This window comes from Hyphococcus aureus, assembly GCF_042643165.1.
Taxonomy (GTDB): domain Bacteria; phylum Pseudomonadota; class Alphaproteobacteria; order Caulobacterales; family Parvularculaceae; genus Hyphococcus; species Hyphococcus aureus.
This window is the reverse complement of the sequence record NZ_JBHRSH010000002.1, coordinates 515,175-539,255: the sequence shown is the minus strand read 5'-3', so window position 1 is coordinate 539,255 and position 24,081 is coordinate 515,175. Positions and strand designations below refer to the sequence as shown.

At 55.8% G+C, this 24,081-nt stretch carries 19 protein-coding genes; 9 read left to right on the top strand and 10 right to left on the bottom strand.

The window, feature by feature from the left end:
* The first annotated feature begins 2 nt into the window (after window positions 1-2).
* Complete coding sequence (locus ACFOOP_RS15595; RefSeq protein WP_379882056.1) at window positions 3-680, top strand: YceI family protein; 678 nt, start codon at window positions 3-5, stop codon at window positions 678-680.
* Between the two features lie 12 nt (window positions 681-692).
* Entirely contained in the window at window positions 693-1,871 is a 1,179-nt protein-coding gene (locus tag ACFOOP_RS15590) for a cytochrome b/b6 domain-containing protein (protein WP_379882905.1), read from the top strand.
* Here ACFOOP_RS15590 and cobT read toward each other — a convergent pair.
* The 4 genes from cobT to ACFOOP_RS15570 form a co-directional block, all read right to left on the bottom strand.
* The gene (cobT, locus tag ACFOOP_RS15585; protein ID WP_379882055.1) at window positions 1,868-3,715 is read right to left on the bottom strand and encodes a cobaltochelatase subunit CobT; all 1,848 of its coding nucleotides are present in this window, start codon (window positions 3,713-3,715) and stop codon (window positions 1,868-1,870) included. The genes ACFOOP_RS15590 and cobT overlap by 4 nt on opposite strands.
* Window positions 3,716-3,781: 66 nt before the next feature.
* Window positions 3,782-5,491, bottom strand: a complete 1,710-nt coding sequence (locus tag ACFOOP_RS15580) for a sensor histidine kinase (RefSeq protein WP_379882054.1) — start codon at window positions 5,489-5,491, stop codon at window positions 3,782-3,784.
* Between the two features lie 199 nt (window positions 5,492-5,690).
* Window positions 5,691-7,772 carry a hypothetical protein gene (locus ACFOOP_RS15575; RefSeq protein ID WP_379882053.1) on the bottom strand — a complete coding sequence of 694 codons (2,082 nt, stop codon included), beginning with the start codon at window positions 7,770-7,772 and terminating at the stop codon, window positions 5,691-5,693.
* Between the two features lie 382 nt (window positions 7,773-8,154).
* Complete coding sequence (locus tag ACFOOP_RS15570) at window positions 8,155-10,224, bottom strand: M13 family metallopeptidase (protein WP_379882052.1); 2,070 nt, start codon at window positions 10,222-10,224, stop codon at window positions 8,155-8,157.
* A gap of 255 nt (window positions 10,225-10,479) precedes the next feature.
* Between ACFOOP_RS15570 and ACFOOP_RS15565 the strand changes: the two genes are divergently transcribed.
* The 3 genes from ACFOOP_RS15565 to ACFOOP_RS15555 are packed head-to-tail and all read left to right on the top strand — an operon-like array spanning window position 10,480 to window position 12,435.
* Window positions 10,480-11,007 (top strand): adenine phosphoribosyltransferase, encoded by a 528-nt coding sequence (locus tag ACFOOP_RS15565; RefSeq protein WP_379882051.1) that lies wholly within the window; start codon window positions 10,480-10,482, stop codon window positions 11,005-11,007.
* A 35-nt stretch (window positions 11,008-11,042) separates the two neighbouring features.
* A complete protein-coding gene (locus tag ACFOOP_RS15560) occupies window positions 11,043-11,603 on the top strand; it encodes an NnrU family protein (RefSeq protein ID WP_379882050.1) in 561 nt (186 codons plus the stop codon).
* A gap of 13 nt (window positions 11,604-11,616) precedes the next feature.
* Window positions 11,617-12,435, top strand: a complete 819-nt coding sequence (locus ACFOOP_RS15555; RefSeq protein ID WP_379882049.1) for a substrate-binding periplasmic protein — start codon at window positions 11,617-11,619, stop codon at window positions 12,433-12,435.
* A 6-nt stretch (window positions 12,436-12,441) separates the two neighbouring features.
* Here the strand turns inward: ACFOOP_RS15555 and ACFOOP_RS15550 are convergent, their stop codons facing one another.
* Window positions 12,442-13,371 (bottom strand): TauD/TfdA dioxygenase family protein, encoded by a 930-nt coding sequence (locus tag ACFOOP_RS15550; protein ID WP_379882048.1) that lies wholly within the window; start codon window positions 13,369-13,371, stop codon window positions 12,442-12,444.
* A 169-nt stretch (window positions 13,372-13,540) separates the two neighbouring features.
* Between ACFOOP_RS15550 and ACFOOP_RS15545 the strand changes: the two genes are divergently transcribed.
* Window positions 13,541-13,885, top strand: a complete 345-nt coding sequence (locus tag ACFOOP_RS15545; RefSeq protein ID WP_379882047.1) for a hypothetical protein — start codon at window positions 13,541-13,543, stop codon at window positions 13,883-13,885.
* 109 nt (window positions 13,886-13,994) lie between these two features.
* Here the strand turns inward: ACFOOP_RS15545 and ACFOOP_RS15540 are convergent, their stop codons facing one another.
* The 3 genes from ACFOOP_RS15540 to uvrA form a co-directional block, all read right to left on the bottom strand.
* Window positions 13,995-14,627 (bottom strand): VPLPA-CTERM sorting domain-containing protein, encoded by a 633-nt coding sequence (locus ACFOOP_RS15540; RefSeq protein ID WP_379882046.1) that lies wholly within the window; start codon window positions 14,625-14,627, stop codon window positions 13,995-13,997.
* 1,066 nt (window positions 14,628-15,693) lie between these two features.
* Window positions 15,694-16,968, bottom strand: a complete 1,275-nt coding sequence (locus ACFOOP_RS15535; RefSeq protein WP_379882045.1) for a hypothetical protein — start codon at window positions 16,966-16,968, stop codon at window positions 15,694-15,696.
* Between the two features lie 6 nt (window positions 16,969-16,974).
* Window positions 16,975-19,905, bottom strand: coding sequence for an excinuclease ABC subunit UvrA (gene uvrA, locus ACFOOP_RS15530; RefSeq protein WP_379882044.1), 2,931 nt, complete (start codon window positions 19,903-19,905; stop codon window positions 16,975-16,977).
* A 225-nt stretch (window positions 19,906-20,130) separates the two neighbouring features.
* Here uvrA and ssb point away from each other — a divergent pair, with 225 nt between their 5' ends.
* Entirely contained in the window at window positions 20,131-20,595 is a 465-nt protein-coding gene (gene ssb, locus ACFOOP_RS15525; protein ID WP_379882043.1) for a single-stranded DNA-binding protein, read from the top strand.
* 84 nt (window positions 20,596-20,679) lie between these two features.
* Here ssb and ACFOOP_RS15520 read toward each other — a convergent pair whose 3' ends face one another.
* The gene (locus ACFOOP_RS15520) at window positions 20,680-21,045 is read right to left on the bottom strand and encodes a hypothetical protein (RefSeq protein WP_379882042.1); all 366 of its coding nucleotides are present in this window, start codon (window positions 21,043-21,045) and stop codon (window positions 20,680-20,682) included.
* Window positions 21,046-21,616: 571 nt separating this feature from the next.
* On the opposite strand from ACFOOP_RS15520, the gene ACFOOP_RS15515 reads away from it, so the two are divergent.
* Window positions 21,617-21,904, top strand: a complete 288-nt coding sequence (locus ACFOOP_RS15515; protein WP_379882041.1) for a hypothetical protein — start codon at window positions 21,617-21,619, stop codon at window positions 21,902-21,904.
* Here the strand turns inward: ACFOOP_RS15515 and ACFOOP_RS15510 are convergent.
* On the bottom strand, window positions 21,901-22,074 hold the full coding sequence (locus ACFOOP_RS15510) for a Rossmann-fold NAD(P)-binding domain-containing protein (RefSeq protein ID WP_379882040.1): 174 nt from the start codon (window positions 22,072-22,074) through the stop codon (window positions 21,901-21,903). The two genes, ACFOOP_RS15515 and ACFOOP_RS15510, sit on opposite strands and share 4 nt — an antisense overlap.
* 135 nt (window positions 22,075-22,209) lie before the next feature.
* Here ACFOOP_RS15510 and ACFOOP_RS15505 point away from each other — a divergent pair, with 135 nt between their 5' ends.
* Window positions 22,210-24,081 carry a winged helix-turn-helix domain-containing protein gene (locus ACFOOP_RS15505; RefSeq protein WP_379882039.1) on the top strand — a complete coding sequence of 624 codons (1,872 nt, stop codon included), beginning with the start codon at window positions 22,210-22,212 and terminating at the stop codon, window positions 24,079-24,081.

The following is a 24,081-nucleotide window of genomic DNA, read 5'->3' as shown; positions in this document are numbered from 1 at the left end:
TCATGATGTTGAGAGAATTTGCCCTTGCTTCTGCCGCGACGCTTGCTCTTGCGGCCTGCGGACAATCCGCCGACAGCCAGAGCGCGAGCGAGGTGGCGGCTAATGAGACGGCGAGTGCGCAACAGGACGCAGACGCTGCTGAATTCGAAGCGATCTCTGGCGCTTATGAGCCGGACTACAAGCACCGCTACATCACTTTTTCCTATTTCCACCAAGGTTATTCCAATCCGTGGCTGCGCTGGAACGATTGGACCGGGACGCTGAACTGGGACGCCGAGGCGCCTGAAAATTCCAGCGTCAACATCACGATTGATACGACATCTATTGATAGCGGCGTTGAGGAATTTGACGGGCACCTGAATGGTGAGCGCTTTTTCGACACGGCTAATTATCCCGAAATTACATTTGTTAGCACCAGCGTGGAAAAAACCGGCGCCAACACCGGCAAGGTCACTGGCGATCTGACAATGAAAGGCGTCACCAAGCCGGTGACTCTCGAAGTGGTGTTTCACAAAGGCGCCTATGACGAACGCGGCAATAAATACAAGCTTGGCTTTTCAGGTAAGGCAAAACTTTTGCGGTCGGAGTTTGATCTGGGCTTCCTGGTTCCCATCGTCAGCGATGAAGTTAATGTAGTCATCGAAACCGAGTGGGAAATGCCTGCTCCTGCGAGCGAGTAAATCTTGGCTGGCGTGCGTTACAGCCCAGTCGCGGCAATCCTCCACTGGACGATTGCCGCGCTCATCATTGGGCAGATCATTGGCGGCAAATATATGCACGGACTGGCGAATTCTTCGCCAGTAAAATTTGATCTCTATCAGCTGCATAAATCCTTCGGGCTGACGATCCTGGTCTTGTCTTTGCTGCGGCTGGGCTGGCGTTTTACACATAAGACGCCGGCATTGCCCGCCGCTATGCCAGACTGGCAAAAGCTCGCCGCGCGCGGAACGCACTGGCTTTTTTATGCGTTGATGATTTTAACTCCGCTCGCCGGTTGGGCGATCGTCTCGGTTTCGCCCACTGATATTCCGACCAAATGGTTCGGTTTCATCCCCGTACCCCATCTTCCGTTCTTCGGCGGCGTTACTGATCGCGAAGCGGTTGAACATATTATGGAAGAGCGTCACGAACTGCTTGCCTATGCGATTCTGGCTCTTTTAGCGCTGCATGTGGGCGCGGCGCTGAAACATGCTTTCATCGACAAGGACGGTGTCTTTGCGAGCATGGCGCCTGAACGCAGAAGCACATGGTTTGGGCTTGCAGGAGTTTTCGTAATACTCGGAGCAGCGTCGCTCTTTTATCTTTCAACCAGCGGCGCGCCGCCGGCGCAGGCTAGTGCATCGCATTCGCATACACATGGCGCCGGAGGCGGCAACTGGATCGTCGACTATGATATAAGCAAGCTGGTTTTTGTGGGGTCTGAAAACGGTAATGAGTTCAAGGGTTCATTTGGGAATTTTCAGGCGGATATAGAGTTTGATCCCGCTGATCCGGGCGACGCTGAAATTCGCGTCATCGTCTCAACGGCGTCTGCGTCTACGGGCGATTCATTGCGTGATTCCAACCTTCCGGGCTCGGAATGGCTTGATGTCAAAAACCATCCGCAGGCGACATTCGAAACTTCCTCGGTGCGCGCGCTTGGGAATGGCGAGTATGTCGCCGATGGAACGTTGATCATCAAGGATATAGAGCGGCCGGTTACGCTCAACTTCACACTTGATTTCAAGGAAGACAAGGCGCGCGCCATTGGCGGCGCTGATCTGACCCGAACTGATTTCGGTCTCGGAGAAAACGCTTCGTGGCTCGATGAAGAGGGCGTGGCGCTAGCCGCGCGTGTTGAATTTGAAATTCACGCCAAGCGGAAAGATTAAGCCGCGCGGCCTCGGCCTTTTCGCTCTGGCGCGTCTTCATCAAAAAGCTCAGCGAGCTTATCTATGATGGCTCCGCCAAGCTGGTCCACGTCGACGATGGTGAGTGCCCGGCGGTAATAGCGCGTCACATCGTGGCCGATGCCGATAGCGAGAAGCTCCACCGGCGAGCGGTTCTCGATGTAACCGATCACCTCGCGCAGATGACGCTCCAGATAGGCGCCGCCATTTGCTGACGAGGTTGTGTCATCCACCGGCGCGCCATCGGAAATCACCATGAGAATGCGCCGTGACTCGGGCCGGCCAAGCAGGCGCTGATGCGCCCACATGAGCGCTTCGCCGTCGATATTTTCCTTGAGCAAGCCCTCTTTCATCATCAGACCGAGGGACGTGCGCGCCCGCCGCCATGGCGCGTCAGCTGACTTGTAGATGACATGGCGCAAATCATTGAGACGGCCGGGTTTTGCGGGACGTCCGTCGGCGACCCATTTCTCGCGGGATTGTCCGCCTTTCCATGCGCGGGTCGTAAAGCCAAGGATCTCGACCTTGACGCCGCAGCGTTCCAGCGTGCGCGCGAGAATGTCAGCGCAGATCGCGGCGATGGTGATCGGCCGGCCGCGCATGGAGCCGGAATTATCAATGAGGAGCGTCACTACCGTGTCACGGAAATCCTGCTCCTGCTCCATCTTGTAGGAGAGCGGCTGCATGGGGTCGGCGACAATCCGCGCCAGGCGCGCCGCATCGAGGACGCCTTCGTCAAGATCGAACATCCAGCTGCGATTTTGTTGCGCCATCAATTTGCGCTGGAGCTTGTTTGCGAGACGCGAGACGACAGCGTGAAGGTTCTCCAGCTGGCGGTCGAGAGAGCGCCGCAGGCGCTGTAATTCTTCCGGATCGCAAAGCTCGACCGCATCAGCGATTTCATCAAATTCGGTTGTATAGGCAGAGTACGCTGCGCCTGAATCGCCTTCAAACTTCGTTCGGAGGGAGGATATTTTAGCATTCTCACTCGCGCCGTCATCTTCCTCCAGCGCGCTTTCCATGTCCTGTTCTGACATTTCCGAATCCGACGCATCAGCCTCGCCGCTGCCCGGATCGTCCGGCATTTCGTCGGCGCCGGTTTCATCGTCGCCCTCATTGCCATCGTCTTCGGTGTCGCTCTCGGATTCTTCGCCACTCTGTTCATCGTCGCTTTGTTCATCGCCGCGATCTTCATCATCGAGGTCGAGATCGCGAATGAACTCCCTGGCGAGCGCCGCGAAGGCTTGCTGGTCGTCAACAGCGGCGGCGTTCGCTAGGGCATCGAGCGAGGCGCCGGCTTTGCTTTCCAATTCGTCGCGCCATGTGTTCATGATGCCTTGCGCGGAGGCGGGTGCCGTGCGGCCGGTTAGGCGCTCGCGCAAGAGCAGCGCAGCCACGTCCGCCATGGGCATGGCGTCGGTCACGGACTGGCGGTCATAGCCCTTATCAGTGATGATTTTTTCAAGTGACGCGGCGAGATTGTCGCCGACCCCTTTAAGCGCCATGGCGCCGATCGCCTCGCAACGGGCGTTTTCGAGGGCGGAGAAGACCGCGCGCGCTTCAGCGCCTTTTGGGGCCAGGCGGGCATGGGCCGCGCTGTCATGATGGGCGAGGCGCAAAGCCGCGGCGTCACTCTCCCCGCGGGCGATGGCGGCCGATGTGGGATCGAGCACACGCGCAGGCAGCGGGATCCGCGCCGTTTTCCCCTGAACGGCGGCGTGCTCCCCGCCAAAGGCGACATCGACGTCGCGCTGGGCCGATAGCGCTCGCGTCGCGTGCAGCAATGCACGCTTAAAGGCCTCGCGGATTTGTTCTTTGTCCTGCATGGGGCTGGTTATAGGACGCCCAGGCGCAAAGCCCAAGAGGGCGCAGCATCCAGAAAGATTGTGTCTTTAAGATGCGATTTTCGCCTGCTCCGCCGCCAGCGGGAGACGCATGCGGAAGTGACAGCCCTGGCCGGGTTCGGATTCAACCCAGAACTCGCCGCCCATGCGGGTGATGGATTTGCGGCAGATCGCAAGCCCGAGCCCGGTGCCACCTGCGTCGTCATCCGTGCGCAGGCGTTCGAGCGGCGTGAAAAGCTTATCAATCTGCTCGCGCGACATGCCGGGGCCATTGTCCTTGACCCCTAAAACAGCTGCGCCATCTTCGACGATACAGGTGAATTCCGCATGGGCCCTGACGCCAGGCATTGAATGTTTCCAGGCGTTTTCAATAAGGTTCTTGAAAACATGGGTGAGGCTGTGCGGGTCCGCCATCACGTCATGGGAACCGGTGAACCGAAAATCGAGTCTGCAATCGGCTTCGCTGAGATCGGCGAGATCAATCGCCGCTTCAATGCAATCTCGGACGACCACCGGCTGCAGTGAAATTTCGCCAATAGGAAGGCGTGACATGTAAAGAACATCTTTTATGAGCGCGCCCATTTTCTTGGCGGCAGCGGTGACCGCGGCAAGGTCAGTGCGGGTTTTGGCGGACGCCTGAATCTCGGGCGATTTTATAAGCGCTTCGGATGTCATAATGATGCGATTGAGCGGCGCCTGAAGGTCGAGGGAAGCGACCCGTGCGAAATGGTCGATTTCACGGTTCTGCGAACGGATTTTTTCTTCCTGAAAATGTTCTTTGGTTACGTCGCGCATGGTGGCGACAGCGCCAATAAGCTCCTTTTTATCGTTGTATAGGGGCGTTGCATTCGCGGTCATGAATCTGACTTCGCGGCCAGGCACGGCGATCGCCATTTGACGCCCGATCACTTTTTGTCCCTGCATTGCGCAAAAGAGCGGCACATTTTCGAGTTTCATCGGTGTTTCGCCGTCGGCCTCGAAAAGACTGTAGGTTGAAGGCCAGTCCTGACTGTCCAGAGGCTGCGCATCAATGCCGTGAATCTCTCGGGCCGCATGATTGAAAATTGAGAGTTTGCCGCTAGCGTCTGATGCGATGATCGCATCGTGAGCGGCGTCCATAACCGTCGCGAGAAATTCCTGACTTTGTTCCAGTGCGTCGGCTTTTTGCTCTACTTCGCGTTTTGCGCCCTCCGCTTCCTTAACGGCTTTCAGGATGAGATTTTCATATATGATGGCATAGGCGGTGACGCCTATAGCAAGCAACACACCACCTGAAGCGAGCAAAAGGCGAAGCTCTTCAATCGTGTGGGGTGAAGGCGGGGCTAGTCCGGTCTGCGCAGCGTAAGTGCAAAAAATAATCGCGACGATGCTTAGGTGTAAAGATATAGCGCCGGCGCTTCGTCCAAGAAGCACCGTGGTCACGATGGGTAGGAATGGCACATAGTTAAGCGTCGGTGCGGGAGAACCGCCTTGTTTCAACGAAGCATAGACTGACCCTGCATAAGCGACAGCGATCAACACAATGGATGCAATCTTGAGTTGACCTGTGAGCCGGTAATAGGCGGCGATGACGGCGAAAAAGAACAGGGCGACAATGCCGGTCATGCGCGGTTCCGTCATCCCGGGAACCGCCCCCTGCATCAGAAAGGTCTGCAATAGATCAACGCCGACGAAAACCAGCGTGACAAGATAAAAGACGGCCCCGCGCTGGCTTTTAAAAACAGGCGATGTATGAGGAGAGGGCTTTCCCGTTTCCACGCTTTTTGCTCTTGATGCTGACCGTACAACTGAGAGTAGCATCTTCGCATATGGTTAATTTATACTAGCCGAATTCTTCATTGAGGAACACATTTCAAGCTTTTCGAAACAGACGAGTTACCAACTCGTTAACAAGCTAGTCCGCTCGGCGTCGATCAACACCCAAAAGGCCGATTACAAAGTACTGAGATGTTCAGGATCAGCGGCGCTTCAACTCTCTGTCATAAGCGAGGAAGCCTTCCTCGAGCTGTTGAATTTCCGGAGACTTGCAATCGTATTTGCTCATGAGCTTTTCCGTATCAAGACGCAGACGAGAGATTTTTGCGTCATTAAGGAAGAGATCGAATAGCCGCGCCTGCGCCGTGCCTGTCGCAGCGCCGAACAGCGTATTGAAGTGACCTGAAAGTTCTGGATTCACACGATAATAATCGCGATCCGTCCAGCCTCTGCGGCGGCTGATCTCGTTGCCGAAACCGTCGGTGGTCACATAGTCTGTGCGTCTGGAAATTTCGATGGTTGTGGCGCCGGGCTTCAAACATTTTTTATAAACGTCCTGATATTCGACAAGATAAGTTCCGAATACAGCGTAAAGTGCGGACAGATTTTGGACCCAGTGCGCGATATCAGACTCTACTTGTCCAGCCTTTTGTCCGCTAAGAGCGTTAATCAGGGGGCCAAGCTCAATGACCTGTTGTGCGCCAAATGACATTAAGGGGCGAATGCCCGCAACATATTCACGATCAAGCGCGCGTAAAGTCGCAAAGTCCTGATTGTAAAGGGCGTTGAAATATTCACCGCCAGCGATGCCCGAGAAGGGCTTCGTTCCCGCAAGGCCTTTATCAACCGCGGCGGCGATCTGACGTAGCGCTGGCGCTTCAAGATCGTTCCCGACAAAATACTTATCTTCTATTGCCCGTATAGCCGGCGCCATGTTGGCGCTCTCGATTTCCGTGCGAATAGTGCGAATATTTTTCTGCTGAAGTGAGTGTCGCGCCTTCTCGCGTTGCTTTCGGCCATTCTCGAACGGCGCGAGGGTCAACAGTTCGCCGTACTCTTTGTCTAGACGATTTTCAAAAGCGACAAGTTCAGCGAGGCCGTCTGTTCCACTGGCTTTTTTGGCAATGTTTTGAAAAGCCTGAGTTTCTAACTTGGCGTATGCTGCAGCAAGGTCCTTTATTTTATTGGAGAATACGGACGCTGCTTCCTGGCAGGTCGACTGGCTTGCCGCGGGACAGGATTTGCTGGCCGCGAACTGGCTCGTCCAGGAATGCATGTACACGGCGTCCTGCACCTTATCGGCATTGTCAGCAAAACTTTGCGATGCGTCGGCGAGATAATAATCCAGCCCTGCTGCGACAATGCTCATATCGATGTCGCCGCGGCTTTGCGCTTCCAGCGGTATATTGACCAGGGTTTTGAAATTTTCTTTCTGGTCCTCTATGCGTTTCGCAAAATTGTCAGTGCTCTTTGATTTTTCCGCCTCTTCCACAAGGGTGGCGAGGCGCTTGTCGAAGTCGGTTATTTTTGGATCGCCGCGTAAACCTGTTCGAATTGGCGCCGCGCGCAGGGCGACCGCAGTCGAGTAATCATAATAAACCCCGCGTTCGATCTCACCATTTACCCATGAGGTCCAGTCATCAACTATTGCATCTTTCAAATAGCTCTGATTAGCAGCGTCATATTCCTTGTAGTTGCGAAGCGTTGCTCCAATACGCAAGACTTCGATATTTTTTGCGCGGTCGTCAGTCTCAGCGCAGGAGCCTGAAATGAGTGCACTCGCAGTAAGAATCTTTTCTGCATCAATGTCGCGAAACGGTGCGCCGAAAGCCGGTGCAAAAATGGCGTCGTCTAAAGCGTTCGCGCCAGCGCCAATCTGGTCTATCCAGTTGCGATATTTCGGCGGGCATTTTTGTCCCTGGGTCACTGGCCGCCGGTCGGCGCGAATGAGCGCGGAATTTTCCCTGAATGATCTTATTTTTGCGGCCGCTTCATTGCGGGCGGCGAGGCCGCTACACTGGCGCTGGGACCTGGCGCCGCTTGTTTCCGAAACATTGATAATCGCCATGTCGCCTTTCGATGGAGAAAGCAGGGCTTCAAGGAAGATGCCGCGCTGCTGTCGCGGGTCCGCGCCAACCTCCGGCTCGGAGCGGAAGGTGAAGCTTTGCACCGCGGGGCTATATTTTCCAGCGCCTTTGCGCTCGCGATGCTCTATATAAAAAGGCGTTGTGCGCCTTTCATCACCGATGGCGCTGCCTATCGTTGCGACCCCTTTTACGGCCAATGCCGTTTGGCCGAGATCGATGGAAATCGGAAATACGCCGGAGGGGCAAAACAGAACTCCTTCCCACGCGCCTGAAACCTGCAAAGACTTGGCCGGTTTAGCCTTCTGGAGAGAGGCTTTATAATCTTCGAAGAATGACCCTGTCTTCCGCTTGATTGGTGCGAACTGTTCGCTTGTGCTTGAGTCATTTGCGGCTTCTCCGCCGCAACCTCCAGCTAAAACCAGCGCAGCAAAACAAAACACGGCAACTCTAAAGATCATTCTATCTTCCCCTGTCACTGATGAAACTTTAATGTCCGTTGCGCTATTCGGTCAAACCGGGCCGGGAAAGAAAAAGCCCCGACGGTACGGGGCTTTTTCTTTCTTAGGCATATTTCCAGAATTACCAGATCTGCACACGGTCTGCCGGAGGAAGATAGAGATCGTCTTCTTCCGTGACGCTGAAAGCGTCGTACCAGGCGTCCATGTTTCTGACGACGCCATTGACGCGATAGCGCGCCGGGGAATGAGGATCGGTGGCCACCTGGTTTTTTAGCGCCTCTTCGCGGTTAAGGCGTTTCCAGACTTGCGCCCACGCCAAAAAGAAACGCTGATCGCCGGTATAGCCGTCGAGCACTGGCGCCTCATCGCCATTGAGAGAAAGTTTATAGGCGTGATAGGCCATGGCGAGGCCGCCCACATCACCGATGTTCTCACCCATGGTGAGTTCAGGATTGACGTGGAATCCCGGCACCGGCTCATAGGTTGCGTATTGCGCGCCCAGCTTTTCGGTGAGCACATGGAAATTCGCGGCGTCTTCTTGGGTCCACCAGTCGCGCAACACGCCGTCACCATCTGACTTGCGGCCCTGATCATCAAAACCGTGGCCGATTTCATGACCGATCACCGCGCCGATGCCGCCATAATTTACGGCCGGATCGGCATTCGGATCGAAGAACGGCGCCTGCAGGATCGCCGCTGGGAACACGATTTCATTGCGCGGCGGAGAATAATAGGCGTTCACCGTTTGCGGGTTCATGCCCCATTCGGTCTTGTCGACCGGCCCGCCCAAGCGTGAAATCGACCAGTTCCATTCGAACACGTTAGCGGCCAGCGTATTCTCATAGGCTTCGCCTTCGGCAACGGTCAGATCGGAATAATCGCGCCACTTGTCGGGGTAGCCGATTTTCGGCGTGAATTTCTGCAACTTGGCCTGGGCTTGGGATTTGGTTTCATCACCCATCCAGGGGAGCGTATCGATGCGTTGCGACAGAGCCGCTCTGAGGTTCGCGACAAGGTCCTGCATCTGCTCTTTTGAGGAGGCTGGAAAATATGTTTCTACGTAAACCTTGCCGACGGCTTCGCCCATGGCGTCGTTAACAGCAGCGACGCCGCGCTTCCAGCGCTCGCGTTGCTTCGGTGTGCCGCGAAGTTCGGTGCCAAAGAAAGCGAAGCTTGCTTCGTCCAGATCAGACGGGAGCACCGCAGCATTGGCGTTGAGAAGGTGGAACTTCATATAGGCTTTCCATGTTTCCACCGGCGTTTCAGCAAAGATTTTCGCTAAATTCTGGATGGCGTCGTCCTCGCGAACGATAAAGCTGCTCACATCGCCTAAACCAGCAGCGTCAAAGGCTGCGTCCCAAGGCATTTCCGGGGCGAAGGCCTTTAACTCGTCGCGTGTTTTCAGGTTATAAGTGAGGTCGCGATTGCGCCTTTTAGCCGGCTCCCAATGAGCTTCGGCCATTTTTGTTTCAACGTCCAAGATAGATTGCGCCTTCGCAGCGGCGTCATCGACGCCGGTGAGAGTGAGGGCCTTTTCAATATAAGCGAGATATTTCGGCCGTTTGTCGGCGAATTTGTCATCGAGATAATAGTCACGGTTCGGCATTCCAAGGCCGGCCTGCGTCAGATATACGGTGTACTGATCAGTCTGTTTCGAGTCGACGCTGATAAAGGCGCCCACAGGTGAATCCGCGCCGATGCGTGGATTGCCAAGCAGCGCCGCAATGTCTTCATGATTTTGTGCGGCGTCTATTTTCGCAAAATCGTCTGCAACAACGGCAAACCCTTTTGCGTCAATAGCGGCTGTGTCCAGAAATGAGGCGTAGTACTCACCGATTTTTTGCTCCAGCGATCCTGGGCGGGCATCGCTCTTTGCGGCGTCCTCGATGATGCTTTTCACACGATCTTCAGATCGTTCGAACAGTACGGTGAAAGATCCATAGCTCGAAAACTCTTCAGGAATTTCGAATGTGTCGAGCCATTTGCCGTTCACGTAGCGGAAGAAATCATCGCCCGGATCCACTTCCGGATCGATGTCAGCGAGGTCAACGCCAAAATCCCCGAGCTCCGGCGTTGTTGTGGCGGCGGCCATTTCGGTTTTATCGGCCTCTGCGCCTGATTGCTGGTCTTTATTTTGGCCGCAGGCCGCCAGTGCAAATACGGCGACGCCGCATAATAGAAATCTTTTCACGGGTGATCCTCCTCGCGTGATTCCGGTGATGCTTCAGAGATAGCGCATTCTGCCCCGTTGGCCAGTCTCGCCAATTCGGCTGAAAGGGCAAGTTTTGAGGGATAAAGCGAGGTAAATCAGCGGTGAAGCGGTGATTTTTAAGCGGTTGCAGAGGGTTGTTTGTGTTGCGTTGCAGCGCTTGCCCGCAAGAGGCGATTCCGCCATGGTCGGCGCTGGGGCGCGGCAAGCCCCGACAGCATGGCGCGGAAATCTCTTATGGATTTGAAATCAGTCATTCGTACGATCCCCGACTATCCGAAAAAGGGGATCATGTTCCGGGATATTACGACCCTGTTGACCGATGCGCGCGGGTTTCGCCGCGCAGTTGACGAGCTGGTTCAACCGCTGGCGGGCCAGAAAATCGACAAGGTTGCGGGGATCGAGGCCCGGGGCTTCATCCTCGGGGGCGCCATCGCTCACCAGCTTTCAGTTGGTTTTGTGCCGATCCGCAAAAAAGGCAAGCTGCCATATAAAACTATCGCCGAGTCCTACGAACTGGAATATGGCGTTGATGAGGTCGAAATTCACGTCGACGCTGTAGAGAAAGGCGACCGTATTTTGCTCGTTGATGATCTCATCGCAACGGGCGGTACGGCGGGCGCAGCTATAAAGCTGCTGGAGCGCGCAGGCGGTGAGGTTATGCTATGCTCCTTCGTGGTCGACCTGCCTGATCTTGGCGGCGCCGACAAATTACGGGCGTTAGGCAAAAAAGTGACGGCGCTGGTGGAGTATGAGGGCGAATAATCGCTCCTGCGCCATTCAAACAAGAGGAAACAACAATGGCGCTTTTCCTGACAGGACTCATCATCTTTTTTGGCGCGCATCTATTTACGGGTCTGATGCGGGCCCCGCGCGCGGCAATCATCAGCAAAGTCGGAGAGATGCCCTATAAAGGGCTTTACTCCCTTGTTTCGATAGCTGGTTTTGTACTCATTATCATGGGCTGGAAGACAGCCGATGCGAGCGTCATCTATACGACGCCTTATTGGCTGCGCCATGTCACGCATCTGTTAATGCTGATCGCCTTCATTCTGTTGACGGCGGCCTATATCCCTGCTGGGAAGATAGCGGCTGGCGCGAAGCACCCTATGCTGGCCGGGGTTAAAATCTGGGCGTTCGCCCATCTCCTGGTCAATGGCGAATTGCGATCAATCATCTTGTTTGGGTCGTTTCTCGCCTATGCCGTCATTGACCGGATCGCAGTCAAGAAACGCGGCGAGACCGGACGCGCAGCGGGGCCGGTGATAAACGATGTAATCGCTGTTGTCGTTGGCGGCGCCGCTTTCGCCGCCGTCGCCTTCTACGGCCACAAATATATTGCTGGCGTCGCCCTCTTTTAAGGAAACGATAGAGATGAAAAAGACCGTTCTTGCTTTGGTGACGTTACTGGTTACTGGAAGCGCCAATGCGGCCGATTTCGACGAGATTAAGCAGCGTGGAATCTTGCGTGTCGCCGTCGCTGCGCTGTCGCCTTTTGTGATTAAGGCGGAAGATGGAACGCTGTCCGGCTTCGAGATCGATTCCACCCAGGCGCTTGGCGAAAAGCTCGGCCTCGATATTGAATATGTTGAGAAGCCTTTTTGCGATCTCGCGGAATCCGTCCTGTCCGGTGAGGCGGATATGATCGCATCAGGCTATTCGAATATGCCGGAGCGACGGCGGCTTCTGGACTTTTCGCTGCCCTATCATGACACGGAATATTTCCTCATCATGTCTCGCGCAAAGGCGAAGCAGGGCAAGACCCTGCGCGGCCTGAACCGCAAGGACACCTCTATCGGCTTTCAACATGGCGGCGTTTCCGGCATGGTCGCCAATGGCGAGTTCCCGGGTTCGGATCTCAAGGGATATTCGTCCTTCACCGAAATTCTTGAGGCGCTCGCCTCCGGTGAGATCGATGGGGCGGTCCTTTTTGACCCCTATCTCGATATGGCCAAAAATCTCGGCGGCGTGAAGCATGTCATCCCTCATGAGTTCGCCTTGACGCGCACCATCGAAGCGTTCGCCACGGATCAGGACTCCGACGCACTCCACGAAGCATTGAACGAATGGGTGATTGAAAAGGATCTCTCCGGATATTGGGATGAGCTCGAAGAGAAGTGGTTCTCCGACGCCTACGCCATTGCGTCCGCGCCGCCGCCTTACGCCTGTCCCGCCGCCGCGCAGGTGCAGTAACAGGTTTTACGCCGGCGCCTCACCGGCGATCGTCGTGCGATAGAGCTCACGGCGATGGCCGTCATAATCATTGAACGCCTGGTGGATTGAAATCCGGTTGTCCCAGACCGCGAGCGTTTTCGGCGCCCAGCGCAGGCGGCAGGTGAAAGCCGGCTGAGTCATGTGTGCTGACAGAAAGCCGAGCAGCGCATCTGCCTCCGGCTCGATCATGCCTTCAATGCCGATAGAGTAGGACGGATCGCAGTACAGCGCCTTTTCGCCCGAACCCGGATGCGTTCGCACGATCGGGTGGAAATTGCCTTTGACCTTTCGGATCACGCCTTCGGGAAGGTCGTTCATCCCGACGCCTTTCAGTTTTGCAAGTTTGCCGACCGGCGTGTCATCCGCTTCGCCATGTTCCATGGAGCTTTCAAAGGCGCGCTTCATGGACATATGCACGCGCAAGGGCGCGAGAATTTCTTTCATCACCGGGGACAGTGTTTTGTAAGCGAGCGCGGTGTTCGCCCAGATCGTGTCGCCGCCATAGGGCGGAATATCGACGCCGTATAAAAGCGCGATCGCCGGCGGGTTGACGAGAAACGGCCCGTCCGAATGCCAGCCTGAACCAAAAATATGCGCGCCCTTTGCGTTCGCTGCACGCACCAGCGGCTGAATGTTCAAATGCCCCGGTATGCCATCCGTATAGGCGTCTTCGGCCCACTCACCGAAGCGAAGCGAAAATTCTTCATGCTGGGGGTGGGTAAGATCGACGTCGCGAAAATAGATCATCTTGTGATGAAAAAGCGCGTCTTCAATCTCGCGGAATTGTTCATCGGACATGTTCGCGAAATCGGCGCCGCGTATCTCGGCGCCCATGGCGGCGGCGAGAGGGTGCGCGGTGATGGTTTTGTAATCTCGCGCGTGATTGTCGAACTGGCCGGTGGGGTGGATGAGCATGGTGCGTCCTCACATTTTTCCGCCATTCTCGCCGGATTTCGCCGCGCCGCAATGCGTCAAGGGGAACCGGAACGCGGGCGCCCGCGAATTGCGGGCCGGAAAGGCTTGGGCTAGCTTGGCGCAAACTGGTTTGGCTGGAGGAGAGATCCGGCGAGAGGGGAGATCACAGATGAAACAGGCTTTGCGGTTTTCGGTCATGGGCGCCGATGACAATATCCATGAAGTGTCGATAGAGCGCGATGCGAACGATCTTGGCAATCTCCAGGCTTTTTGCTCCTGCGGCCATGCGCAGGAGGGTGAAATCTGCACTCATCGCTTCGAGATTCTGGAAGGCGCCACAGCCAATATCGTTTCCGAGAATCTCGATGACGTCCACAAGCTGCGCGACTGGATTCGCGGCTCTGACATTGAGGTCGCCATGCAGGAGCTTTCCAAGGCGAAAACCGAACTCATGCTCGCCCATGAAAAGGTCGCCCGATGCCGGGCGCTCCTCGCCAAGCGGATGCTGGACTAGCCGTTCGTTGCTGTCTGATCGCTCCAGGGTCGACAAACAACCAAGGTCGACAAACAAAAAGGGGCGGAAGTTCATCCGCCCCTTTCGACTATTGATCCGGTCTTTCGCTTTACGCGTTGGCGCGCTTGCGGCGGCGAATGGCGGCGATCCCGCCGAGCCCCATGAGCATCAACGGCGCGGCGGCGGGAAGCGGAACTTCTGAGGCGACAGCGTCGCCGAAGACATCCACCTTGAAATCGAATTTAAAGCTGTATCCAGAGGTAGACGCCGCCGCACTGAGGTTTTCGATGGTGAGAACGATTGAGGTGATAACGAACCCCTGAAGGTCGATGCCATTGAGGCTTGCCGAAGACATGGAGCCAAACACTCCGGATTCAGGACCCCAGCCTACTGTAGATTGCACAGGCGCGCCGCCGATGTTTCTTGCGAGGCCTATAAAAAATTGTTCATTCGTTCCGTTAGTGGCCAAATTCGCAAAATTATCGAAACCGGCGCCGGATGTAACATTGATGACCGTATCCGCAGCGATCAGCGTATCGCCAAAAATGGAAGGAAAGGCGCCAAAGACATCCAAAGTCCCCGGGCTCGGGTCAATCCCGAACTCGAAGAACATGCCGCCATCGTTCGATCCGCCAGACGATGAAGAGATATAGTCTGTTGCGCTATAACTCACGAGCAGCGCGGCGTTGGCGCCGGTCGCGGTGAACATTGCGGCCGCAAGGCCGATAAGAAATCTTTTCATGGATGCCCCCAATTGAATGACCCTTTCTTGGTGGCGTTACGCGTCGACAGTGTCAACGTAAATCAATGTTTTGCCTGCAAGAAACAGAAGAACACCCGCTTTGGGATATGCTGGCCGCCGCCAGCCCACGCCAGGGTTGCATCTGTCGCCGGCGGGCCTCATGTCATGGTCACTGAAGCATGGGGCGCTGTTTCGCCGGGGCCGGCGCCCGCAAACTAATGTTTACGCGTGAGGCAGGCTGTTTTTGGTCTCGCGCGAGCGCGCAAAGCCCAATCTAGCATGAGCCATCGTCACCGCCTTTCGAGGTGAAAGCGAGTGGATAAGGGCGGAGAGGCTGCGCGGAACGCGAAACATCCTCATCGCTTTAGGAAAGCACATGGACGCATCGCGTCCCGCGCCAGCGGCGTTTTGTCGGACCGGCGGGCCCGGCCGTAAGGACGACCCCTGACGGTTTTTACGCGCCAGAGTTAAGCCGCCAGAAAGCCCGGGCTCTGCGACCGGCGAGGCCCGCCTCTTTCCGTGAAGGCTGCCCGCTCCCAAAGGGGCGAACCGCCAAGAGACGAGGGCTCACGCGCCGCATCCGGACCGAAAGGAAACGGCAGGCCTTCCGCCTCTCCATATCCGGATGCCGCGTACTATAAGGCCTTCAGAAAAGTGGTGAAAAATTATCCACGGGGTCCGGAATGGCCTTATACTGTCGCGCGCCCCCTGCGGTCCCCCGTCACCTCAATCGCTCCGACGCCAGCCGCCGTCATCCCGTGCGCGGCGCGGCATGAAATGACGTGCTGCAGACACGGGATCGCTGTCGGGGTTGCGCTTGGTCGAGAGAGATCCCGGATCTGCGCAGCAACATTTCATGTTGCAGCGCGTCCGGGATGACGGAGGGGGTATTATTCGAGCAAGCTTTCAACCCCCATCCCCGGCTTCGCCGATACTTCCCCCGTGAACGGGGGAAGAGGGAGCGCGCCGCAAGTTCAACGCTCCTTCGCCTCCCCCGCTTGCGGGGGAGGTGGCCCGAAGGGCCGGAGGGGGGTGATTGTAGGATGTGTCTTGGACTGCGGGGATGCTAACGCGAATTGGTGACTGTTTCACATGAGGGGAAATTTCGCCGATGGACACCATTTCCCCCGACATAACTATCGTAAGTGCCACTATAATTTATTGCGTTGAATATGATGCGCGTGAGAATTTCTCTGGCGAGATAAATTAGATCCCAACCATCATCTTCAAGCCACTTGCCACGATGCACAAGGTTATTTCTGCTCTTGACTAACCACTTGATTTCTTCGTCGGATATGCCCGCAAGAGATATATCTCTGATAGAAAATGCCTTAGCGGTCTTTTGCCGAAGTGAAAAACGCCTTAAGTCGTGCAATTTCGTTTCTGCATCGCTTTTCATTGCATCAGATATATTCAGAATCTTAATGACTGAAAGCAATGCTTTGTATATTGGCTTAAACTCATTTTTCGTCATGTGTAAAAAATTTTGACGTTCATCAAATTCTGAAGATAGCCAAAATTCAATGGCGGTCATCGCACCAAGAAAACGACCTTCGTTGTTATTCGTTGGAAGGTACATCCAGCTTACAGCGTCCCAAAAATTTTCTGCCAAGGGCGGCGTACGAAAATATGATTCAAATAGAGTTTTCAACATTTCGCTGTTATTCAAGGAATGTTCAGGAGGGAACTCTCTTGGCGATGATGTGACGGATAGAAAGCGCCATAATGATCCATTGGGCGATGCAAATCGTTCGACTGGAAACTTAACCCAACCGCCATCAATGAAAGAAATTCCAGGACCGATGTAAGAGAGGTATTTGCTAGCTTCGGCCCACCAATCCAGTGGGGCGCTAATGTCATCCGAGATTACCGCAACTCGAGCCGAAAGCGCTTGTCGGTCTTCGGAAGTCGCTGAAGCACTGATTCCGGCCACACCTAACGGCGTTTCAATCCTAACCCCGTCCCAAGAGTTGAAGCCTCGAAAAAATCTTTCAAAGACCAGTTTTTCAGAGCATTTGTGATCAGGGCTGAAGACATAAGCGGAATAGATTTCACCGGAGAGAACATCGCCATTAGGATGATCTGGAGCAAAATCATCAGTCCAGAACAACCACCCATCGCTAGAACGACCGATAAGACAGCAGGTCTGCACCTCAGTTCCCGGTGTGCTGTCCAAAGTCCGAATTGCCTGCAAGAGTGCGGAAGAGGGAGACTCAAATTCAAGTTCTAAATTGTGCCTTGAGTCAGTTGATACTCTGAAGCGAATTTTGAAATCCTTACTCCCCAGAGTAAGTTTTCCTCGAAATAGCTTGGCTTCGGCGAGAACTCTTGCGTTTGGCATATATTTCTAAGCCACCTTCCGTTTCACCGCCTTTTTCTTCGTCGTCGTTTTTGTCTTCGCGGCGGCGGTTTTGGCGGGTGTTTTTGATTTCCGCTTGAGGAGCGGCTTCAGGAATTTGCCGGTGTAGCTGCCCGCCGTGTCGGCGACGTCTTCGGGCGTGCCCGCCGCGACGATCTCGCCGCCGCCGTCGCCGCCCTCGGGGCCGAGGTCCAAAATCCAGTCCGCCTGTTTGATGACGTCGAGATTGTGTTCGATGATGATGACGGTGTTGCCGTTCTCGGTCAGCTCCTGAATGACCTCCATGAGTTTGCGCACATCCTCGAAATGGAGGCCGGTTGTCGGCTCGTCCAAGATATAAAGCGTGCGGCCGGTGGCGCGCTTGGAGAGTTCCTTAGAGAGTTTCACGCGCTGGGCCTCGCCGCCGGAGAGTGTCGTCGCCTGCTGTCCGATCTTCACATAGGAGAGGCCGACGCGGTTCAGGGTCTCCATCTTTTCACGGATCGACGGCACCGCCTTGAAGAACTCGGCGCCTTCCTCGACCGTCATGTCGAGGACGTCGGCGATGGACTTGCCCTTGAACTTCACCTCCAGCGTTTCGCGGTTGTAGCGCGCGCCCTTGCACACATCGCAGGTGACATAGACGTCGGGGAGGAAGTGCATCTCGATCTTGATGACGCCGTCGCCCTGGCACGCCTCGCAGCGCCCGCCCTTGACGTTGAAGGAGAAGCGCCCCGGTTTATATCCGCGCGCTTTTGACTCCGGCAGGCCTGCGAACCAGTCGCGGATCGGCGTGAAGGCGCCCGTATAGGTCGCAGGGTTGGAGCGCGGCGTGCGGCCGATGGGCGACTGGTCGATGTCGATCACCTTGTCGAAATGCTCAAGCCCGGTGATTTTGTCATGCTCCGCGGGGGCGTCCTTCGAATTATAAAGACGGCGCGCGGCGGCTTTATATAATGTCTCGATCACGAGGGTCGACTTGCCGCCTCCGGAAACCCCGGTGACGCAGGTGAGAAGGCCGATGGGAATTTCGGCTTTCACATTTTTCAGGTTGTTGGCTTTCGCGCCGGTGATCTTGATCGACTTCTTTTTATTGAACGGCCGGCGCTCGGCGGGAACGGGCACTTCGCGGCGCCCGGCGAGATAATCGCCGGTGAGCGATTGTTTCTCGTTCATGATGTCCTTGACTGCGCCCTGCGCGACAATCTCGCCGCCATGAACGCCGGCGCCGGGGCCGATATCGACAATATAGTCGGCAGCGCGGATCGCGTCTTCGTCATGTTCGACCACAATCACCGTGTTGCCGAGATCGCGCAGGCGCACCAGGGTTTCGAGGAGGCGGGCGTTGTCGCGCTGATGCAGGCCGATGGAAGGCTCATCCAAGACATAAAGAACGCCGGTTAGGCCTGAGCCGATCTGCGAGGCGAGGCGGATGCGCTGGCTCTCGCCGCCTGAAAGCGTGCCCGATGCGCGGCTCAAGGTCAGATAATCGAGGCCAACATTATTGAGGAAGGAGAGGCGGTCGCGGATTTCCTTGAGGACGCGAACGGCGATTTCCTTTTCTTTCTTGTTCAGTTTGGTTTCGAGGCCGTTGAACCAGTCGCCGGCCTTTTTGATCGAAAACTCCGTCGCGTCGGAGATGGAAAGCCCGCCGACCTTCACCGCTAGCGCTTCGGGTTTGAGGCGCTGGCCGTTGCAGGCCTCGCAATGGGTGACGGACTGGAACCGCGACAGCTCCTCGCGCACCCAGGCTGAATCCGTCTCGCGCCAGCGGCGCTCAAGATTGGGGATCACGCCTTCGAAGGGTTTCACCGTCTCGAATTTGCGGGCGCCATCGGCATAGAGAAATTTCACTTCATCTTCGTCGGTGCCGTAGAGGACGACTTCGCGGGCGATGTCGTCGAGTTCGTCCCAGGGGACGGTGATCTTGAATTTGTAGTGGCGGGCGAGCGCCTGCAGCGTTTGCGCATAATAAGGAGAGGTGCCCTTGGACCACGGCGCGATGGCGCCATTATTGAGGGCGAGCCCGCCATCGGGCACCACAAGCTCCTCATCGAAGATCATTTCCGTGCCGAGGCCGTCGCATTGGGGACAGGCGCCGGCGGGCGCGTTGAAGGAGAATAGCCGCGGTTCGATCTCGTCAATCGTAAAACCGGAGACCGGGCAGGCGAATTTCGCGGAGAAAATGCTGCGTTGCGGCGCGCCTTTCGCATCCTTCTTGTCGGCGCTCTCGGCAATGGCGATGCCGTCAGCGAGTTCAAGCGCGGTTTCGAAGCTTTCGGCGAGGCGCGATTCAAGGCCCGCTTTAATGACGACGCGGTCCACGACCACTTCGATATCGTGTTTGAGTTTCTTGTTGAGCGCGGGAACGTCTGCGATTTCGTAATATTCGCCATCGACCTTCACCCGCTGAAAGCCCTTTTTCAAAAGCTCGGCGAATTCTTTCTTATATTCGCCCTTGCGGCCGCGAATGATCGGCGCGAGCAGGTAAAAACGGGCGCCATCGCCTTCCGCCATCAGGCGATCGACCATTTCCGTCACTGTCTGGGAAGAAATCGGCTCGCCCGTTGCGGGAGAGTATGGAACGCCGATGCGCGCCCAGAGGAGGCGCATGTAATCGTAAATCTCGGTGACGGTGCCGACCGTGGAGCGCGGATTGCGCGATGTGGTCTTCTGTTCGATGGAAATAGCAGGGGAGAGACCGTCAATCTGGTCGACATCCGGCTTCTGCATCAATTCGAGGAACTGACGCGCATAAGCGGACAGACTTTCCACATAACGCCGCTGTCCCTCAGCATATATAGTGTCGAAGGCGAGGGATGATTTGCCGGAACCTGACAGGCCCGTCATGACGATCAACTCGTCGCGCGGCACCTCCAGTGTGATGTTTTTCAGATTATGTTCGCGTGCGCCGGCGACGCGGATGGTTTTCGAACTCATATTTCCGATCTCATGGGGGAAGCTGTTGTCACTTTATATATAGGGGCGGACAGGAAGCGGGATGTCAGCGTCTCTATATATCGACGTTGACAGCAAGAACAAGGTGTGAACATTTGTCCGCCGCACAACGTTCCTTCCCGGGTTCATTCATGGGGAGAACCAATCATTGAGCGCGCGCCGAATCCGCGCGATTAGCTTTGAAAATTCAGATTTCAGGAGAGTGATATGGCAGGCAGCGTCAACAAGGTCATTTTGATAGGCAATCTCGGCGCCGATCCGGAAGTGCGCAAATTTCAAAACGGCGGCTCTGTTTGCAACCTGCGGATTGCGACTTCCGAGAGCTGGAAAGACAAAAACACCGGCGAACGCCGTGAAAAAACCGAATGGCATACGGTTGCGATCTTTTCCGAAGGCCTTGTTCGTGTTGCAGAGCAATATTTGAAGAAAGGTTCCAAGGTTTACATCGAGGGCCAGCTGCAAACGCGTAAATGGCAGGATCAAAACGGCAATGACCGCTACTCAACCGAAGTAGTATTGCAAGGTTTCAACGGTACGCTCGTCATGCTCGATGGAAGAAGCGGCGGCGGAAGTTTTGATCGCGACTCAAACCGTGATGCAGGCGGAATGTCCGAACGAGGAGGTTCTTCAGGCGGACAAAGTTACGAGTTAGACGACGACATTCCGTTTTAATCGCGAAAAAAACGCCAAAACGAATCAAAAAACGCAAAAAAATGCGCATGCATGCGTTTAACAACGCATGCATAGAATACTTTTTTAGTAAATTGAGTTATGTTTTCGCTTTCGACACATGATTCGGAGGTGAACCATGGCGGTCAAAAGAAAAACGACCAAGAAGAAAGCGGCTAAGAAAACCGCGAAACGTAAAACTGTAAAGCGTAAGACGACGAAGAAAAAAGCGCCGGCGAAGCGTAAAGCTACAAAACGCAAAGCCGCCAAGCGCAAGACGACAAAGAAAAAAGCCACAAAGCGTAAGGCGACGAAGCGCAAGGCGGTCAAGCGGAAAACCACCGCAAAGAAAAAGACCACCAAGCGTAAGACGGCCAAGCGCAAAACGGCCAAGAAGAAGACTGCAAAGCGGAAAACCGCCAAGCGCAAGACAGCGAAGCGGAAAACCGCCAAGCGTAAGGCGCCTGCCAAGCGGAAGACTGCTAAGCGCAAAACGGCCAAGCGCCGCACCAAGCGCAAGTAGGCTTCAAACGCTGAAAAGGGCGCGAGCTTCTTGATTTTACAAGGGTTTTCGCTCCGCCGCTCGCGCTGAACGTGTTTTGAAGCACGGAAAAAGCGCAGTCAGAGGGGCTATTTCATCGGGCCGGCGTATCGCTAAGTAAGCGGGCCGATGGCAGCGGAGGGCGCTTCGCAAACAGAATACCGGACGCGTTTCGCGTTTGTAGAAACAGAATTCAGCTCTTTGATCTCAGGATCATGAGTTGCTTTTCGCCAAAAGCCCCGGCGCGAACACCGCCGGGGCTTTATTTTTGTGCATCATTCCGGCGCCGTTTCTTTTACGTCGCGCGCGGCGCCCATTGCTGCTACGGGGTGAGCAAGCGCCTGGTTGAGTATCGCCAATGGCGCCTTTTGTGTTTGATCCGTATCTTTGCCACCAAATCCTGTGGTGATGCTTCTTTCGGGCGCCGTTTTTTCGCCGCGCTGTTGATGTTGTATAACAACACCGGAACAGGGGAGAGACATTATGCGCGATGAAAGCGATTTCTGTTTGTCGCGGCGGGCGGCGACATATTTTCGCGTTGCAACAATCCTGGCGCTGACTTGCGCTGCATCCGCATGCGCAACCCAGCATCATGTCGTGCATGAATGGACGGCGCAGGGATATCTTTCACCTGCGCCGACCGGCGAACCCGAAATTATCGGCGTTTATGACAATGAAGATGACTGTGTCGCCGCCGGTGAGGCCTGGATGAGCCGGCAAGTTGTCGGAAACCCGGTTTACGCGGATTGCCTGCCCGTGGATCACGATTAGGCGGCGACGCCGACCTTATTCTCTGCGCTGGTATTGGAAGCTTCGCCTTTCCGGGCTTTTTCGCTGGCGAGGAATTCTTCAACGAGCTGTTCCGCGAATTTCGGATCGGCTGCGGCCAACAGGCCGAGTTCCATCATCTCAATATTATCGATCAGTTCAAAGCGGTTCATGGTTCTCTTCCCTTTTTCTGTGCGGACCGCCGGGCTGGCTGTCCCTGAAGTCCTCCAGAGATTGCGATTTTCCGTCTGATCGTTCATTGGTCAGGCTATGATCAGTTCTGATCAGATCTGATGAGAGGGGCGAGATTGGCGGCTGAGGTCTACGAATTTGGCGGATTCCGGCTGGATTCAACCCAGCGGACGCTTATGGACGGGGCGGGCAAGACGATTCCCCTGGCTCCGAGGGTCTTCGACACGCTTTTGTATCTGGTGGAGAACGCCGGAGAACTGGTCGAGAAAAACGCGCTGATCGACGCGGTCTGGCCGGATGTGACGGTCGAGGAAAACAGCCTTTCGCAAAACATTTCCACGTTGCGCCGAACGCTCGGCGACAAGACGGGCGACAACCGTTTTATCGTGACAGCGCCGGGCAGGGGCTATCGTTTCGTGGCCAACGTTTCCGTTGTTGCGCCGGACGATATCAATGTGTCTGCAGATGAGGCAACGCCTGCGGCGAAACCGCTGGCGCCTGCGTTGGACAAAGTCCGCGTTTCCGTCGCCGTCATGCCTTTCGCCAATCTTACCGGCGATCCGGAGAAGGAATATTTCTCCGACGGCATGGCGGAAGAGATCATTAATCTATTAACGCGAACAACAGTGATTCAGGCGCCGTCGCGGACGTCGAGTTTCGCCTATCGGGGCCGGAACATCGATGTGCGGCAGATCGCGGAAGATCTAGGCGTTGATGCGGTTCTCGAAGGAAGCGTGCGCGCAGCCGGCGAGCGGGTGCGCGTCACAGCGCAGCTTATTGATGGCGTTTCGGGATTTCATTTGTGGTCAGACACATTCGACCGCGACATGACGGACGTCTTTGCACTTCAGGACGAGCTGGCGCTCTCCATTCTTGAGGCGATGCAAACCCATCTGAATGCGCCGGTCTCCAGGAAAAGGCGCCTTCGAGCGCGTCCGAAGGACCATGAGGCATATCGGCTTTATCTTCAGGGCGAGTATCTGCTTCGAAATAACGATGCAGATATTCCCGCCGCCATCGAGCTTTTTCGTGAGGCGCTGGAGCGCGATCCGGACTTCGCCGGCGCGCAGGCGGGGCTTGCCCGCGCCAGGGGGTTCGGCCTTTCTTACATCAAGCCGACGCGGGCCGGACTGAAAGAACTTGAGAAGGAGGCGCGACGTGCGCTCTCGCTTGATCCGCAAAACGAAGCCGGCCATGGCGCGCTTGGCACCTTCTACGCCCTTACAGGAAAACTCTGCGAGGCCGAGGGGCATATGCGCATGGCGTATGAGATCGGCCGTGATCCGATGCTCGCAAATGCAATGTCGGTGATTGTCTTTGGCAATGTCGGCCAGGTCCGCCGGGCGATACAGATTTCGCAGGAAGCCTATCAGTCGTTCCCGCTGGCGCCGTTTCTGCTTGTCACCATGGCCATGTTCTATATCTCCGAAGGCGACGAGGAGCGGGCGCAGCTTTTCGCGGCGCGGGCGATGGAGCTGGGCCATCTGAAAAACTCCGTCCCGATGTGCGATGTGCTCGCGCTCATGGCGGCGCGGAACGGCCGTTATGACCAAGCCGCCGATCTCGTTCTCGGGAGCATGCCGCCGCATGAACTCTCTGGCGGCGTCACGCTCGCGGTGCGGGAGGCTTATCTCGCGTTCGGTGACGAAAGCCGACGCGAACAGGCGCTGAAACTTCTCTACGATCCGGGCGTTACGGAACGCCTTGGCATTACGCCGATCAACTACAAGCGCATGATGCTGTGGCGGACCATGCTGGGGGATATCGACGGCGCCTATGAATGGACGGATCGCATAGTCGCGACGCTTGAGGAAGAGGGGGCGGTCGGCATGATCTGGGCCGTGATCTGGCTTGAGGAGATGGAGCCGTTCCGCGCCGATCCGCGCTTTATGAATATCGCGACGCGGCTCGGTTTTGTCGACTATTGGAAAGTTTATGGGCCGCCGGATGGTTATGACTTCAAGGACGGCAAGCTGACCAAACTTTGA

What these genes read in the sequence shown, in the direction of transcription:
- ACFOOP_RS15515 (WP_379882041.1), top strand. Translation starts at nt 21,617, where the DNA reads ATGCGCGATGAAAGCGATTTCTGTTTGTCGCGGCGGGCGGCGACATAT.
- ACFOOP_RS15555 (WP_379882049.1), top strand. Translation starts at nt 11,617, where the DNA reads ATGAAAAAGACCGTTCTTGCTTTGGTGACGTTACTGGTTACTGGAAGC.
- ACFOOP_RS15540 (WP_379882046.1), bottom strand. Translation starts at nt 14,627, where the DNA reads ATGAAAAGATTTCTTATCGGCCTTGCGGCCGCAATGTTCACCGCGACC.
- ACFOOP_RS15535 (WP_379882045.1), bottom strand. Translation starts at nt 16,968, where the DNA reads ATGCCAAACGCAAGAGTTCTCGCCGAAGCCAAGCTATTTCGAGGAAAA.
- uvrA (WP_379882044.1), bottom strand. Translation starts at nt 19,905, where the DNA reads ATGAGTTCGAAAACCATCCGCGTCGCCGGCGCACGCGAACATAATCTG.
- cobT (WP_379882055.1), bottom strand. Translation starts at nt 3,715, where the DNA reads ATGCAGGACAAAGAACAAATCCGCGAGGCCTTTAAGCGTGCATTGCTG.
- ACFOOP_RS15545 (WP_379882047.1), top strand. Translation starts at nt 13,541, where the DNA reads ATGAAACAGGCTTTGCGGTTTTCGGTCATGGGCGCCGATGACAATATC.
- ACFOOP_RS15550 (WP_379882048.1), bottom strand. Translation starts at nt 13,371, where the DNA reads ATGCTCATCCACCCCACCGGCCAGTTCGACAATCACGCGCGAGATTAC.
- ACFOOP_RS15565 (WP_379882051.1), top strand. Translation starts at nt 10,480, where the DNA reads ATGGATTTGAAATCAGTCATTCGTACGATCCCCGACTATCCGAAAAAG.
- ssb (WP_379882043.1), top strand. Translation starts at nt 20,131, where the DNA reads ATGGCAGGCAGCGTCAACAAGGTCATTTTGATAGGCAATCTCGGCGCC.
- ACFOOP_RS15560 (WP_379882050.1), top strand. Translation starts at nt 11,043, where the DNA reads ATGGCGCTTTTCCTGACAGGACTCATCATCTTTTTTGGCGCGCATCTA.
- ACFOOP_RS15595 (WP_379882056.1), top strand. Translation starts at nt 3, where the DNA reads ATGATGTTGAGAGAATTTGCCCTTGCTTCTGCCGCGACGCTTGCTCTT.
- ACFOOP_RS15510 (WP_379882040.1), bottom strand. Translation starts at nt 22,074, where the DNA reads ATGAACCGCTTTGAACTGATCGATAATATTGAGATGATGGAACTCGGC.